The sequence below is a fragment of the Neisseria flavescens genome (genome assembly GCF_001618065.1).
GTDB classification, from domain to species: Bacteria; Pseudomonadota; Gammaproteobacteria; order Burkholderiales; family Neisseriaceae; genus Neisseria; species Neisseria flavescens_A.
Genome location: NZ_LAEI01000017.1, coordinates 1 through 15,586, shown reverse-complemented (window position 1 = coordinate 15,586; position 15,586 = coordinate 1). Strand labels below are relative to the sequence as shown.

The window sequence follows — 15,586 nt, the reverse complement described above, 5'->3', positions numbered from 1 at the left end:
GATGTGTTTGGCGATCATGGCTTGTGCGGTTTGCTGGAAGAAGGTGCTCATGAGAAATCCCCTAAATGTCTTGGTGGGAATTTAGGGGATTTTGGGGAATTTTGCAAAGGTCTCAGGCCGTCTGAAAGTATGGTTTTCAGACGGCCTGGCAATAAAAAAGGAAGAAACCGAGGTTTCTTCCTTTTTGTCTGTTAGCCGCCGAAATCGTCCAAGAGGATGTTTTCGTCTTCCACGCCCAAATCTTTGAGCATTTTGATCACGGACTGGTTCATGATCGGAGGGCCGCACATGTAGAATTCGCAGTCTTCCGGTGCTTCATGGTTTTTCAGGTGGTTTTCGTAAACCACGTTGTGAATGAAGCCTGTGTAACCGTCCCAGTTGTCTTCAGGCAATGGGTCGGACAGGGCGACGTGCCATGTGAAGTTCGGGAATTCTGCTGCGAGTTGGTCGAAGTCTTCGACATAGAACATCTCGCGTTTAGAACGGGCACCATACCAGAAAGTAATCTTACGTTTGGAGTTCAAACGTTTCAGCTGGTCGAAAATGTGGGAGCGCATCGGCGCCATACCCGCACCACCGCCGATGAATACCATTTCGGCATCGGTATCTTTGGCGAAGAATTCGCCGAACGGGCCGGAAATCGTTACTTTATCACCAGCTTTAAGCGACCAGATGTAAGAAGACATTTGTCCTGGAGGCGCATCAGGTACGCGAGGAGGAGGCGTAGCGATACGAACGTTCAGCATAATGATGCCTTTTTCTTCAGGGTATGAAGCCATAGAGTAGGCACGCAAAATCGGCTCGTCCACTTTGGAAACGTATTGCCACAGATTGTATTTGTCCCAGTCTTCGTGGTATTCCTTAGGAATGTCGAAGTCTTTGTAGGCAACAGTGTGAGGAGGGGCTTCAATTTGGATGTAGCCACCGGCGCGGAAAGGAACTTCTTCGCCTTCGGGAATGGCAAGCTTGAGTTCTTTAATGAACGTTGCTTTGTTGTCATTCGAGATGACGGTACATTCCCATTTTTTCACGCCGAATACTTCTTCTGGTACTTCGATGTCCATGTCGGTTTTAACGTTGACCTGACAAGACAGACGGCAGCCTTCGCGCGCTTCGCGTTTGCTGATGTGGGACAACTCGGTTGGCAGAATGTCGCCACCGCCGCTTTTCACGACAACGCGGCACTGACCGCATGAACCGCCGCCACCGCAGGCGGAAGGAACGAAGATGCCTTGGCTGGCAAGCGCACCCAGCAGTTTGCCGCCGGCAGGCATCGTCAGCTCTTTTCGTTATTGACTTTGATGGTGATGTCGCCTTCACTCACCAACTTGGATTTGGCAAACAGAATCATCAGTGCCAAAACCAAGACGATGAGGGTAAACATCACGATACCTAAAATAATCTCCATGCCGATTCCTTTCTTATAACTGGATGCCGGAGAACGACATAAACGCCATTGCCATCAGGCCAGCGGCGATAAAGGTAATGCCCAAGCCTTTGAGGCCTTTAGGGACATCCGAATATTTCATTTTTTCGGTAATGCCCGCCAAAGCGACAATAGCCAAAAGCCAGCCCAAACCTGCACCGAAACCATATACAACGGACTCGCCGAAGTTGTATTCGCGTTGCGCCATAAACGATACGGCACCGAAAATCGCGCAGTTTACGGTAATCAGAGGCAGGTAGATACCCAATGCGTTGTAGAGGGCAGGGACGAATTTGTCCAAGAACATTTCCAAAATCTGCACCAAAGCGGCAATCACACCGATGAAGGTGATGAATTTCAGGAAGGTCAGGTCCACGCCTTCAACCAGCGCGCCGTCTTTCAACAGCGAGTAAACAAGTTGGTTGGCTGGGACGGACAGGCCGAGTACGAAAGTTACAGCCACGCCCAAACCGAATGCGGTGGATACTTTTTTAGATACCGCCAAAAATGTACACATCCCCAAGAAGAAGGAAAGTGCCATGTTTTCCAGAAAGACGGATTTTACAAAGAGGCTTAAGTAATGTTCCATGTGTTATTTCTCCGCCTGTTCAGGTTTCCAAGTGCGCAGGCCCCATACCAAGAAGCCGATGATGAAGAACGCGCTAGGGGCGAGCAGGAACAAGCCGTTGGTTTGATACCAGCCGCCATCTTGTACGGTTTGGAAAATGGTGTAGCCAAAGAGCTTGCCTGAGCCGATCAGTTCGCGGATGGTTGCGATGATGATCAGCATCATGCCGTAACCTGCGCCGTTGCCGATACCGTCAACCAAGCTCTCCAAAGGAGGCTCTTTCATGGCGAATGCTTCAGCACGGCCCATCACGATACAGTTGGTAATAATCAAGCCGACGAATACGGAGAGCTGTTTGGACAGCTCATAAGCAAAGGCTTGGAGCAGTTGGTCAACCAGCGTTACCAAGGAAGCAACAATTGCCATTTGCACAATAATACGGATGCTGTTGGGGATGTAGTTGCGTACCAAAGAAATGAAGAAACTGGAAAAACCGGTTACCAAACTCACGGAAATACCCATCACGATGGCCGTCTGAAGTTTGGTGGTAACCGCCAAAGCCGAACAAATTCCCAAAACCTGCAAGGCAATCGGGTTATTGTCGATAAAGGGTGAAAACATCAAATATTTCAAGCGTTTCATGTCAGCCATTATTGTGCTCCTGCTGATTTTAATTTGTTCAGGTAGGGGATATAGCCGTTTTCGCCGAACCAGTAGGCGAACGAACCTTGCACGCCTTTAGATGTCAGCGATGCGCCGGAGAGGGCATCTACGCCGTGTTCTTTGTCCGAACTTGCGCCTTTGCCAACATGCAGGGCGAGTTTGCCTTGTTCGTCAAACAGTTTTTTGCCGACGAATTTTTGTTGCCACAACGGATTGCCGATTTCGCCGCCCAAGCCCGGGGTTTCGCCTTGGTCGTAGTAGGTGATGCCGTTGATGGTGTTGCCGTCGGGTTGGATGGCGACAAAACCGTACATGACAGACCACAAGCCGTTACCGTGCATAGGCAGGATGATTTGGCTGACTTTGCCGTCTTCGCCTTTTACCAAGTAAACCTCAGTGTATTTGGCACGGCTTTTGATGCCTGCCAAATCGTCTTCAGGTTTGATTTGGATGCTTTGGGCAGGGTCTTTGCCGGCAACGCGTGCGCTGAAGTCTTTAGGCGCATCGGCGACGTATTCGCCGGTTGCCAAGTCCACGACACGTTGCTCGATACGCTCGGCAAAGGTTTTGCTGATGTCGGTATTTTTATCCATCAAACCGGCTACGCTCAAGATATAGCCTTGTTTGTCTTGGAGTTTTTGTTTCTCTTGAATGGGTTTCAAGCCGACGACCGCACCGGCAACGATGATGGAACAAATCAGGCTGACAACCAATACCACAATCAGCGTGCCGCTGAAGCTGTCTTTATCGAATTTCTTAGCCATTGCTGCGCGCCTTTCTGCGTTTGATGTTCGCTTGTGCGACGAAATAGTCGAAAATCGGGGCAAACAGGTTGGCAAACAGAATCGCCAACATCATGCCTTCGGGGTAAGCAGGGTTGACCACGCGGATCAATACGCACATTACACCGATAAGCGCGCCGTACCACCATTTGCCGACATTGGTAAAGGAAGCGGAAACCGGGTCGGTCGCCATAAACAGCATACCGATGGCGAAGCCGCCGACTACCAAGTGCCAGTACCAAGGCATGGAGAACATGGCGTTGGTGTCCGAACCGATGAAGTTAAACAGTGAAGACATGGCAATCATACCGATCATCACGCCGGCAATAATGCGCCAAGAGGCAATGCGGGTGAACACGATAAACGCGCCGCCGATTAAGAGCGCCAAAGTGGATACTTCGCCGATTGAGCCGGGTACGTTACCAATAAATGCGTCCATCCAAGAAATGTTTTGACCGGTTACAGCGTTTTTCAGGCCGTCTGCACCGTGTGCCGCCCATTGCGCCAAAGCAGTAGCACCGGAATAGCCGTCAACCGCAGTCCAGATGGTATCGCCGGTAATATTGGCAGGGTAGGCGAAGAACAGGAACGCACGGCCTGCAAGAGCAGGGTTCATGAAGTTTTTACCTGTGCCACCGAATACTTCTTTCGCAACCACAACGCCGAAAGAAATACCCAAAGCCGCTTGCCACAAAGGCAGGGTAGGGGGAACGATTAAAGCAAACAGAATCGAGGTCACGAAGAAACCTTCGTTGATTTCATGTTTGCGTACAGTGGCGAACAAGACTTCCCAGAAGCCGCCCACAACAAATACAGTCGCGTAAATCGGCAGGAAGAAAATCGTGCCGAACAGCATTTTGCCCAACACGCCCGCTTCAGACGACATATTGATGCCCAAAGCGTTGGCAAGGGCGTAATGCCAGTCGTTGGCGATATTTTGTTGCAGCAAATCAGGCGTTAACGCACCGAATGCCTGTACGCCGACGTTGTACATACCGTAGAACATGGCAGGGAACAAAGCCAGCCACACTAAAATCATCATGCGCTTGGAGTCGAGCGCATCGCGGACGTGGGCCGCTTTGCGCGTTACCGCGCCGGATGTATAGAAAATCGTCGCCGCAGCTTCGTAGAGGGCATACCATTTTTCATGTTTGCCGCCCGGCAGGAAGTGCGGTTCGATTTTTTCAAGAAAATGTTTCAAGCCCATAATCAGCCTTCCTTCTCAATGGTTTCCAGCACCTTGCGCAACAGCGGGCCGTATTCGTATTTACCCGGGCAGACGAAGCTGCACAAAGCGAGGTCTTCTTCGTCCAATTCCAAGCAACCCAGTGCCTGAGCGCTGTCGGTATCGCCGACGATTAAATCGCGCAAGAGCAGGGTAGGCAGGATATCCAAGGGCATCACGCGCTCGTAAGTGCCGATCGGTACCATGGCGCGGTCGCCGCCGTTGACGGCTGTGTTGAACTTGAAGAGTTTGTTTTTCAGGAAATGACCGAGGGTTGTGCGCGTGATGGAGTATTTGTCCGGCTGCGGCGCAACCCAGCCGAACAGCTCTTTGCTGCGGCCTTCTTCGATAACGGAAATCTGATTGTGGTAGCGGCCGAGGTAATCGTGCGCGCCTTGTGCAATCGCGCCGTTCAATACCGAGCCGGAAATCACGCGGTTGTCTGCTTCAACTAATTCGCCGGCGGTAATTTGCGATACTTTTGCACCCAAAACGGTACGCAAAAGGCGCGGTTTGTTGACTTGAGAGCCACCTAAGGCAATCACGCGCTCGGTGTTCAGACGGCCTGTTGCAAACAAACGGCCAATGGCAATCACATCTTGATAATTGATGGTCCAAACGGTTTTGTTCGCACCGACTGGCTCGATGAAATGAATGTGCGTGCCACTCAAACCGGCAGGGTGCGGACCGCCAAATTCATGTGTTTCGATGTTGGCAGCGTTTTCAGACGGCACATCTGCGCCGGCTGCTTTACACACATGGATTTTACGCTCGGTCAGGCGGCTTAATACCAACAGGCCGCGTTTGAAGTCCTCGGCGGCTTCTTTGATAATGACCGTAGGGTCGGCAGCCAGCGGATTGGTGTCCATCGCATTGACGAAGATGGCGAACGGCTCGGCATCGACGGCAGGGATTTTGCTGAACGGACGGGTGCGCAGCGCAGTCCACAAACCGGATTGAATCAGGTTGCGGCGCACTTCTTCGCTGCTCAATTTTGCCAGCGCTTCAGGTGCGTAGCGTTCGAACTCGATTTCGTCGTTGCCTTCAACGGCAATCACGACTGACTGAAGTACGCGCTTTTCGCCACGGTGAATCGCGGCGATTTTGCCTGAAGCCGGAGCGGTAAATACTACGCCCGGATTCTTTTTGTCTTCAAACAGCACTTGGCCTTTTTTGACGGCTTCGCCTTCCTTGATTTTCATCGAGGGGCGCATGCCGACATATTCTTCGCCAAGCAACGCGACTTCGGTAATGGCCGGGCCGTCATAAATGACTTGCTCCGGTCTGCCTGCGATAGGCAGGTCTAAGCCTTTTTTTATCTTAATCATAAGGATGCGTTACTTTTTGGTGGGTTGAGATTCGGATGTCAGATTGTTTTTTCAGACGGCATGTAATGCTTTGAAACAAAGGATGGGCCGTCTGAAAAAAGCAGAGGTTTGCTATAAAAACAACGAATAAACGCAAACAACAAAGCTTTAGATTTTATCAGGTATAGGCTGTTTTATGTCAGTTTTACGCTTATTTTTACGGGAAAAGTGGGAAAAAAGTAGGAATATGTAATCGAGTGTTAAGGGGAATGATTTTTAACTGATTGATATTTAAACGCTATATTTGATGATATAGCTGAAAATAAAAGGCCGTCTGAATTTCAGACAGCCTCTAAGTTTAAAAGAGCTGCCAAACGAAGAAAATCATCGTATGAAGGGCAAACAGCGGTACCAATACAATTACCGACCATGCCATATAGCCGAAGAAGGAAGGCATCGGCACGCCACGTTGTTCGGCAATGGCTTTGACCATGAAATTCGGCGCATTACCGATATAAGTGAGTGCGCCCATAAATACGGAACCCATGGATACTGCCAGCAGCGAATGGAACAGGTGGCCTGTCATCAAGGCTTGGGCATCGCCACCGGCCATATTGAAGAAGACCAAATAAGTCGGCGCGTTATCCAAGAATGCCGACAAAATGCCGCTCATCCAGAAATACATCACATTAATCGGATTGCCTGCCGCGTCGTGAACCAAAGAAACAACGGAAGCCAATGCACCTGTTTCGCCGGCTTTCAAAATTGCCAAGACGGGGGAAATAGTAATGAAAATACCCAAAAACAGTTTGCCCACTTCGGTAATCGGTTCGAAGTTGAACTCATTGCCTGCGCGTACCTGTTTGGGCGTAATAATCCAAGATACGGCGGTCAAAGCCAGCAAAATGCCATCGCGCATCAGGTTTTGCAAGGCATAATGGCTGCCCAAGATTTCAAGGCCCGGATGATTTGGTTTCCACAAACCGGACAGCAAAACCGCACCGATAACACCGGCCAGTAACAGAAAATTCCATTTGCCGTAGATTTTGACTTTTTCTTCTTTATCGGAAGGAGCAGGAGCAAGGTGTTCGCTTTGTTCACGGTTGAAGTGTCGGCTGTCGATGATGTAGAAAACGGCCAGCAAAATCACAGAACTGATCAATACAGGCATCAGCATATGTTTGACCGTCCACATGAAATCTACGCCTTTCAGGAATCCTAAGAACAGAGGAGGATCGCCTAAAGGAGTCAGCCCGCCACCAATATTTGCCACCAAGAAAATGAAGAAAATCACAATGTGAACGCGGTAGTGGCGTTTATGGTTGGCTTTCAAAAGCGGACGAATCATCAGCATCGCCGCGCCTGTCGTCCCCATGATGGACGACAAAGCCGTGCCGACTGCCAACAGGATTGTGTTCAATTTGGGCGAGCCGTGCAAATCGCCGCTGACAAAAATACCGCCTGAAATGGTATAGAGCGCCAAAAGCAGCAGGATAAAGGGGATGTATTCTTCAACCAACGCATGGGCAACGGTATGTACGCCTGCTCCGAAACCAAAGGTTACGATAAACGGCGTTAAAAACAGCAGTGTCCAAAACGCTGTAATTTTGCCGAAGTGGTGGTGCCAAATACGGGAGAAAAACAGAGGGCCGAGTGCAATGGACAAGAGGATCAGTGCAAACGGCAGACCCCAAAGCAGGCTTGCGGATGAGCCGTCAAAATCGGATGCCGCAGCAGGAAAGGCGGCAAGAAGCAGTAAAAATGAGAGAGAGCGCATAGTATTTCCTTTTTATTCTGTTGCGCCGTTAGAAACTTCGTTGAGAAAGCACGGCGGTGAAATATTCAGGCCGTCTGAAAATGTCCAGACGAACTGTGCGGTTGTGTCAGGGGAAAGTATAACGCAAAGCAAGTGTTAAGGGACGGTTTAGAGTGTTGGAATCAAAAGAAATGTTGATACAAATAAAGGAATCAAAATGAATGGAGTAGTTGGAAGTAGTAAAAAAATGATTTTGAAACAGTAGTTTGAAATTTAGGAAATAATACTATCGAAAAAATACTTTGAATTAATTTTAGCTAAAATTTACATTTACTTGAATAAATGGAGTCCGTCTGAAAAATGAGGGTTGAATAGGGTGCTTTGGTTCTTACTGATTGTTTTAATGGATAAATTGGGTGTAAAAACAAAAAAACAGGTAAGCAAAAATGCCTACCTGTTTTATTTTATGCTTCCGGCCGTAACCACATCCATACAGCCACGCAACTACAGAAGATTGATGATACGGCACCAATCCACCAGCGTTCCGGAAATTGCCAAAACATAAACAGGCAAGAAAGGGCCATCATACCGATAGCGAAAAACTTTGCTTTGCGCGGCACGGCGCCGTTGTTTTCCCAGTTTTGTATGATCGGGCCGAAATGGCGGTGATGATAGAGCCAATTGTGAAAGCGCGGCGAAGCTTTTGCCCAGCAGGCGGCGGTCAATAAAATGAAAGGCGTAGTCGGCAGTAATGGCAGGAAAATGCCGATAATGCCCAAGACGAGCGACAATGCGCCGCAAAAAATCAATAAATAGCGAATCATCTTCCCATCACCAATTATTTGTTTTCAGACGGCTTGTGATGTGGAAATGGACAACGCGGAATGTCTAATTTATCCCAGCCCTCATGTCCCATTTTTTCCAGCAGCGCGATATTGCGGTCAAAAATTGCCGAGGCATCGGGAAATGCTTCAGCCGCTTTGGCAATACTGTCTTCAAGAATCAGGTGTAATGTCGGGTAGGGCGAGCGATTGGTGTAGTTGCTGATGTCGTCGGCTTCCGTGCCTTCAAATTGAAAATCGGGATGGAACGGCGCAATTTGGATAATCCCTTCCAATTTGTTTTCTACAACGGCATCATCCGCAATTTCCAGCATTTGGTTGAAGGTTTCAAAATCAGGGAACAGTGTCGGATGAACCAGTAAAGTGGTTTCCAATTCCGAAGCGGGCGTATTGCCCAAAAGCTGCAATTCACGATCCAAGTCTTCAAGGAAACCGTCCAAATGACGGGCTTCGCTGACAACGATGCGAACCAGGTTTTTAACGTGCGGCGCTTTGGCAAAAGGGCAGAGATTCAGCCCGATAACGGCTTTTTCCAGCCATTGTTTGGTATGTTCTGAAACAGTATCGATATCGAGATGGGCGGTGTCAGTCATGGTAAAAGCTTATGTGAATTATTCTTAAAAAGTATACAAGTGTATGGACGTTAAGGCAAACCATAGAAATTTAAAAGGCCGTCTGAACAATAGACGGCCTTCATCAGTTTCAAATCATCAATCCTGAACCAAATGAACCAAAGGCAGAGCAGTCGTGTTTTTAATTTCTTTCAACACAAAACTCGATTGCGCATCTTGCACGCCGTGGTGCGAAAGCAGCGTGTCCAAAACAAAATGGGAAAACGCGTTCATATCGGTAAAAAAGGCATGGAGCAGATAGTCGGTTTCGCCCGTTAACGCAAAGCAGCTCAATACTTCCGGCCAAGCGCGGACAGATTCGGAAAAATCCTCGCGCGCATCTTTTGCCTTGCTAATCGATACACGGATAAAAGCCTGCAAACCTAAGCCCAAAGATACGGGAGAAAGCTGGGCCGCGTATTTTTGAATAATGCCCGCATCTTCAAGCTGTTTGAGACGGCGAAGGCAGGGAGAAGGGGAGAGCGCCACCTTTTCAGAAAGCTCAACATTGCTCAACCGCCCATTTTCCTGCAAAACCTGCAGAATCTTTAAATCAGTTTTATCCAAGTTTAGATGAGGCATGATGGTTCTCCCAATGTAGACAATGTATGTTTTGAAAATGAAAAATGCTTAAAAATAAAGACTTGTATGGTTAAATTATATATTGAGTTCAGATGGGCGACAAATTGTCTTATAAGGAGTGTTGCGAATTTGTTTTATGTAATTGTGAAAAGATGAAGGCCATCTGAAAATGGATGTTTCAGACGGCCTTTCATTTATTCGCACTATATGGCATTAATCCCAAATATTTGCGCGTTCGACTTCTTTCCATGCTTCTAGAATCAGGCTGCCGTCGTTATCTTTCAGCAAAGTAGCATCTGAGAGTATACGGCGCCAAGTGCGGGCATTTTTTAGGCCGTGCATCAGGCCTAGGGCATGGCGGACGATATGGCGCAGGATGGTGCCGCGTCCTGAGGCGATTTGTTCACGGCTGTATGCGTATAGCCAAGCTGCTAAGTCTGCGTATTGGATTGGTGCGTGTGCGTCGTTGTAAAACAGTGCATCCCAATCACGCATCAGCATTGGATTGTGATAAGCCTCGCGCCCGATCATGACGCCATCGACAAATTTCAGATGTTCGGCAATTTCTTCGTTGGTGGTGATGCCGCCGTTAATCAAAATTTCTAAGTCGGGGAACTCTTGTTTCAAGCGGTAGACGTATTCATATTTGAGTGGCGGGACTTCGCGGTTTTCTTTTGGGGATAAACCGTCCAGCCAAGCATTACGCGCATGGACGATAAATGTGCGGCAGGCTGTTTTTTCGCGAAGTGTTCCCACAAAATCTGCTACGACTTGATATTCTGTCTGTCTGTCTATGCCGATGCGGTGTTTGACCGTCACCGGAATTTCAACTGCATCCTGCATCGCGTTCAAACAATCTGCCACTAAATCTACATCATTCATCAGGCAAGCGCCGAAAGCGCCTTTTTGAACGCGTGGGCTGGGGCAGCCGCAATTTAGGTTGACTTCATTATAGCCATACGCTTCAGCCGCTTTGGTAGCGATTGCTAAGTCATGCGGATCTGAGCCGCCAAGCTGTAAAGCTACCGGTTGCTCGCCTTCGTTGAAACTCAAAAAGCGGTCTTTATCTCCGTAAACCACCGCGCCTGAGTTGACCATTTCGCTATAAAGCCAAGCATTGCGTGTAATTTGTCGCGCCATAAATCGATAGTGTCTGTCTGTCCAATCGAGCATAGGTGCGACAGACAAGCGACGGGAAGGTAGGGAAGAAGCAGACATTGAGATGACTTTCAAACAAAATAACGCATTATATAGTGTATTAAATTGACTTTCGATATAGGCCGGTAAATCAAAATGATATATAAGGTATCGCTGGGTGCAGCCGAGTTGTAGCTGAGGCTAAATCCATTCATTGTGGTGGAAATCCAATATTCAGACGGCCAAATAAGTTTTAAAATGTCAAACAACAAACCATTAGAATGATAAGGAAAAAAACATGGCACAATTTTTCGCTATCCATCCCGATAATCCCCAAGACCGCCTCATCAAGCAAGCCGCCGACATTGTCCGCAGTGGCGGTGTTATCGTTTACCCTACGGATTCCTGCTATGCGCTGGGCTGCAAACTCGGCGACAAAAATGCGATGGAGCGCATTCTCGCGATTCGTAAAATCGATCAAAAACACCATCTTACCCTGATGTGTGCCGATTTGAGCGAATTGGGTACTTATGCCAAAGTAGATAATGCCCAATTTCGCCAGCTCAAAGCAGCTACGCCCGGCAGTTATACCTTTATCCTACAGGCAACCAAAGAAGTACCCAATCGCACGCTTCACCCCAAACGTAAAACCATCGGCCTGCGTGTTCCCGATAACGCTACTGCCTTGGCACTTTTGCAAGAATTGGGCGAACCTATTTTAAGTTGCACCCTCATGCTGCTGGAAGACGAAGAGCCATTGACCGATCCATATGAAATCCGAGATCGTCTTGAGCATGCTGTTGATTTGGTTATTGATGGCGGCTGGTGCGGTACTGAGCCGACAACGGTTATCGATATGACCGATGGCACCGAGCTGATTCGTCAAGGCAAGGGTGATATTGCCGTATTCGGTTTGTAAAACTATCCGCGTTTGTATAAGTAGGGATATGCGTATCCTTCCTATTATGTATTAAACGCATATTGCCGATTTTATTGATAGCTTAAAAACTAAATTATTTAAGCAAGTAGATATTCAATATCATTTCATTAAAGGCCGTCTGAAACATTTCAGACGGCCTTTCTCTTTCGTTTTTTAATAAATAATTCATTTTAAATAATATTCCAAATAATTGGCATATGGGTTGCATGATTACTGTGTTTACTTGTGACTTGTCAATGGAATACAACACACCACTTATTAATAGAAACATGGCTGGAACCCTTTTGATGATTGGTTTTTTGGGTAGAAAGCCGTGATTTTATTTAGAAATTAAAGATAATCGGTCGATATTTCTGACTAGCGGATATTTAGTAAGTATGAAATACTATTTCATTTCGAGATAGTAAAAGACCTAAATTTTGTCTTAAAGTGACAATAAACGTCAGCTCGAAGCAAGCATTTTGCAGGGAAATCCTCCGCAATGATTTTTTAAAGTAGCGTCATGCTCACGCCTACGCTTTTATCCATCATAAAAAGAGAAAGACACACTAATGAATAAGATATTTAAAGTCGTTTGGAACCGTACGATTCAATCTTTCGTTGTAACGTCCGAATTGGCCAAAGGCCGAGTGAAATCGTCTGCAGAACAAAACAGTACAGATGTATCTGCTGAATCCGGTAAAAATGGTATCGCGACAGTTTTCAGATTGACAGTGATTTCGGCAGCTCTTTTAGGTGCGGGTAATTCGTATGCGGCAACTGCAGCACGAGGAAAAATTGAATTTGATGCTGTAACCAGTGCGACTGCGGTTAGTGGTGCAACAGCGACCGGTATTGGTGCTCTGTCAGTAGGAGCATCAGCCAATGCTACGGCTAATGGTGCAGTTGCGGTAGGTACGAGTGCAAATGCAACACATAATAACAGCCTTGCTGTTGGTACAAATGCCAAGGCTACTCAAAATCATGCTGTTGCGATGGGTGCAGATACAAGTGCAAGTAGTTCAAATGCAACAGCGATAGGTAAAAGTGCCAATGCTGTTTCTGTAGATTCAACAGCATTGGGTGCAGATTCCAAAGCAAATGGTACGCAAGCGACAGCGGTAGGTAAGAATGCTCTTGCCAATAATACGAACACAACGGCATTAGGCAATTCGGCGCAAGCATTTGGTATAGGCTCAATGGCTTTGGGCCAATCCAGCACATCAAGAGGTCAAAACGGCATTGCAATTGGCAGCGGCAGTCAGGCTGCAGCCAATGCGCAAAATGCCATTGCAATCGGTACCAATGCAGTGGGTTATGAAAGTGAGTCTATCGCTATAGGTAATTCAACCCGAGCTCAAACTGGAAATACCATTGCCATCGGTAAAGATGCAGTGGCAAATTCTCCAAGGTCGGGTAATGCAGCATCAAGTGCTATTGCACTTGGTGCAGACGCGAATGCAACCGGACTTGGTACGATTGCTATTGGACGTGCATCTGGGGTTCTTTCGCAAAATATTATGAATGTGAATGTAACGCACAATAATATTGCTATTGGTAATACGGCTCGAGTCGGCGATCCAAGTAATTCTAAGATAACTCAGTCTATTGCTATTGGTTCAGGTAACCGTGTTGATAAGCAGGGTAGACCTGAGGGCGCGTGGGCAAAGGGAGACCAATCTATTGCGGTTGGCGGCAATGTCTTGGCTAATGGTAATTCATCTGTTGCGATTGGTGGTGATGATTTAGATGAAGTTGGTAACGCAAAATATGCTGGTCAAGCAACGGACAAATTTATCAAATACAATGCCCAAGGTGCGAAAGTTGGTGAATATGCGCTAAGTGGTAAAGATCTACGCGATATCTATAAAGAAATGACCGGCGATACGATGGATAGCGGTTCTTATGGTAATACTATTGCCGGTCAAGGTTCTGTTGCATTAGGTGTGCAGTCTAATTCATCTGCCGATTTGTCTCTGGCTATCGGTACCAAATCTCAGGCCACTGCCTTTGGCGGTGTAGCTTTGGGTACAGGTGCGAAGGCTACTTTGCTGAACTCTGTAGCTTTGGGTACGGCTTCTAAAACCGATAAAGAAGGTAAGGCATACGTTCAACGCGAAATCATGGGCGAAACCTACACTTGGGCAGGCGGTCAAACTACCGATGCCGGTGATGTTGTGTCTGTCGGTTCCAAAGGTTACGAACGCCAAATCATCAATGTATCCCCCGGCGATATTTCCGCTACTTCCACTGATGCGATCAACGGCTCTCAACTTTATGGTGTATTGAATGCGCTCGAACGCATTCGTTATTTCTCTGTTAAGTCAGAAGAAGGCAAAGCTGACGGTACGAAAAACTGGAACAATGACGGAGCAAAAGCAACCAATTCGATTGCCATCGGACCGAATGCGGCAACAAGCACTGGTGCGACGGGTAGTGTTTCCTTGGGTCATAATGCCAACGTACTTGGTTCATCTTCTGTTGCTGTTGGTCCAAATGCAACGGTAACTTCTGGAACTGTTGGCGCTGTTGCCTTAGGCTCTAATGCCAATTCCCGCGGTACAGGTTCTATCGCCATAGGTTTGAATACAGAGAATGATCGCAATTACTCTATAGTTGTCGGTGCACACAGTAGAGCCAACTACGAAAATGCAACTGTTGTCGGTGCAAGGGCAGCAGCACAAAATAACGGTACGGCAATGGGCTATTTGTCAAATGCAGTCGGTGATGATTCTGTTGCAATCGGTCATCAGGCGCAGACAACGCAAGCTTATTCTATTGCCATTGGTAAACAGGCAAACAGTTCAGGCCTTTATTCCACCGCTATTGGTTCCTCAGCCCAAGCTGCCGGGCAGAATAGTTTTGCCGGCGGTAATAATGCAAAAGCGACTGGAAGCGATTCAGTTGCTTTGGGTAGTGGCGCGACAACTACGATCGGTAGCTCTGTTGCATTGGGTAATGGTGCTGTTGGCACTGCCAATAATTTTGATGCAACAGCTAAAAATGCAACATTCAAAAACGATAGCGGTACGACGACTAATGTCAGCTATGCAGCTTCTTCATCTGCTAAAACAGGCGCGGTTTCTGTAGGCAGTGCAGGCAATGAACGCCAAATCCAAAATGTTGCCGCAGGCCGTATTTCCGCCACTTCAACCGATGCAGTTAATGGTAGCCAGCTGTACACCGTTATGAACAATGTTGGACACAATATCCAACAAAACGGTACAGACAAATCCCGTATCAACAACAACGGTACAGTCAACTACGCCGATGGCAACTTGACGACCGTTGCGGTCACTGATGGCGAGAATGCGTCAAAAGTTCAAATCAATGTCACTCAAGGCACATTGTCTGTCGATAATAATGGCACAGTGTCCGCACCGACTGCCGGTGTGGCGACTGCCGGCGATGTAGCCAATGCCATCAATAATGCCAAAACCACAACCAAGGTGGAGGCAGGTAGTAACGCGCACGTTAATAAAACAACTTCAGGCAAAGAAACCACTTATACCGTCAGCGCAGATAAAGCAACGGTACAAGTTTCCAATGCTTTGAAATTGAACTCTAATACCACAACTGCATCCGATGGCGCAGTCACAACTGATTACAGCATCGATCTCGCTCAAAGCACTAAAGATAACATCCAAAAAGGCGTAGATGCCAAAACCACCGTTGACACCAAAGGCCTGACCTTCAACGGCGACAGCGGCAGCACCAATGTCGAGAAACTGGGTTCCACCGTGACCGTTGCCGGCGACGACAACATCA

Annotated in this window: 13 protein-coding genes and 1 pseudogene; 3 read left to right on the top strand and 11 right to left on the bottom strand. The window is 47.6% G+C overall.

Features of this window, described 5'->3' with window-relative positions:
- A partial coding sequence (locus TW89_RS11800; protein WP_225522174.1) for a hypothetical protein occupies positions 1-195 on the top strand: 195 nt, incomplete at its 5' end.
- Here the strand turns inward: TW89_RS11800 and nqrF are convergent.
- The 11 genes and pseudogenes from nqrF to dusA all read right to left on the bottom strand — a co-directional run bounded on the left by nqrF (position 192) and on the right by dusA (position 10,980).
- Positions 192-1,408: pseudogene (nqrF, locus tag TW89_RS03410) on the bottom strand (NADH:ubiquinone reductase (Na(+)-transporting) subunit F). The gene TW89_RS11800 and the pseudogene nqrF sit on opposite strands and share 4 nt — an antisense overlap.
- A 13-nt stretch (positions 1,409-1,421) precedes the next feature.
- Entirely contained in the window at positions 1,422-2,015 is a 594-nt protein-coding gene (gene nqrE / locus TW89_RS03405) for an NADH:ubiquinone reductase (Na(+)-transporting) subunit E (protein ID WP_003684365.1), read from the bottom strand.
- 3 nt (positions 2,016-2,018) lie between these two features.
- Positions 2,019-2,645, bottom strand: a complete 627-nt coding sequence (locus tag TW89_RS03400) for an NADH:ubiquinone reductase (Na(+)-transporting) subunit D (RefSeq protein ID WP_036493003.1) — start codon at positions 2,643-2,645, stop codon at positions 2,019-2,021.
- Positions 2,645-3,421, bottom strand: a complete 777-nt coding sequence (locus TW89_RS03395) for a Na(+)-translocating NADH-quinone reductase subunit C (RefSeq protein ID WP_070765262.1) — start codon at positions 3,419-3,421, stop codon at positions 2,645-2,647. The genes TW89_RS03400 and TW89_RS03395 overlap by 1 nt, the downstream gene beginning before the upstream one ends.
- Positions 3,414-4,646 (bottom strand): NADH:ubiquinone reductase (Na(+)-transporting) subunit B, encoded by a 1,233-nt coding sequence (locus TW89_RS03390; protein WP_128580554.1) that lies wholly within the window; start codon positions 4,644-4,646, stop codon positions 3,414-3,416. The genes TW89_RS03395 and TW89_RS03390 overlap by 8 nt, the downstream gene beginning before the upstream one ends.
- Before the next feature lie 2 nt (positions 4,647-4,648).
- Entirely contained in the window at positions 4,649-5,992 is a 1,344-nt protein-coding gene (locus TW89_RS03385; protein ID WP_128580553.1) for a Na(+)-translocating NADH-quinone reductase subunit A, read from the bottom strand.
- A gap of 337 nt (positions 5,993-6,329) precedes the next feature.
- Positions 6,330-7,748, bottom strand: a complete 1,419-nt coding sequence (locus TW89_RS03380) for a sodium:proton antiporter (protein WP_128580552.1) — start codon at positions 7,746-7,748, stop codon at positions 6,330-6,332.
- Between the two features lie 443 nt (positions 7,749-8,191).
- The gene (locus TW89_RS03375) at positions 8,192-8,551 is read right to left on the bottom strand and encodes a YbaN family protein (RefSeq protein ID WP_128580551.1); all 360 of its coding nucleotides are present in this window, start codon (positions 8,549-8,551) and stop codon (positions 8,192-8,194) included.
- 14 nt (positions 8,552-8,565) lie between these two features.
- Complete coding sequence (locus TW89_RS03370; protein ID WP_128580550.1) at positions 8,566-9,162, bottom strand: DUF1415 domain-containing protein; 597 nt, start codon at positions 9,160-9,162, stop codon at positions 8,566-8,568.
- A 117-nt stretch (positions 9,163-9,279) separates the two neighbouring features.
- Positions 9,280-9,762: an Lrp/AsnC family transcriptional regulator gene (locus tag TW89_RS03365; RefSeq protein WP_003684427.1), complete on the bottom strand. Its 483-nt coding sequence runs from the start codon at positions 9,760-9,762 to the stop codon at positions 9,280-9,282.
- Positions 9,763-9,975: 213 nt separating this feature from the next.
- Positions 9,976-10,980, bottom strand: coding sequence for a tRNA dihydrouridine(20/20a) synthase DusA (dusA, locus tag TW89_RS03360; RefSeq protein ID WP_164836688.1), 1,005 nt, complete (start codon positions 10,978-10,980; stop codon positions 9,976-9,978).
- A gap of 217 nt (positions 10,981-11,197) precedes the next feature.
- On the opposite strand from dusA, the gene TW89_RS03350 reads away from it, so the two are divergent.
- Complete coding sequence (locus TW89_RS03350) at positions 11,198-11,818, top strand: L-threonylcarbamoyladenylate synthase (RefSeq protein WP_128580548.1); 621 nt, start codon at positions 11,198-11,200, stop codon at positions 11,816-11,818.
- A gap of 572 nt (positions 11,819-12,390) precedes the next feature.
- A partial coding sequence (locus TW89_RS03345; RefSeq protein ID WP_225522173.1) for an ESPR-type extended signal peptide-containing protein occupies positions 12,391-15,586 on the top strand: 3,196 nt, incomplete at its 3' end.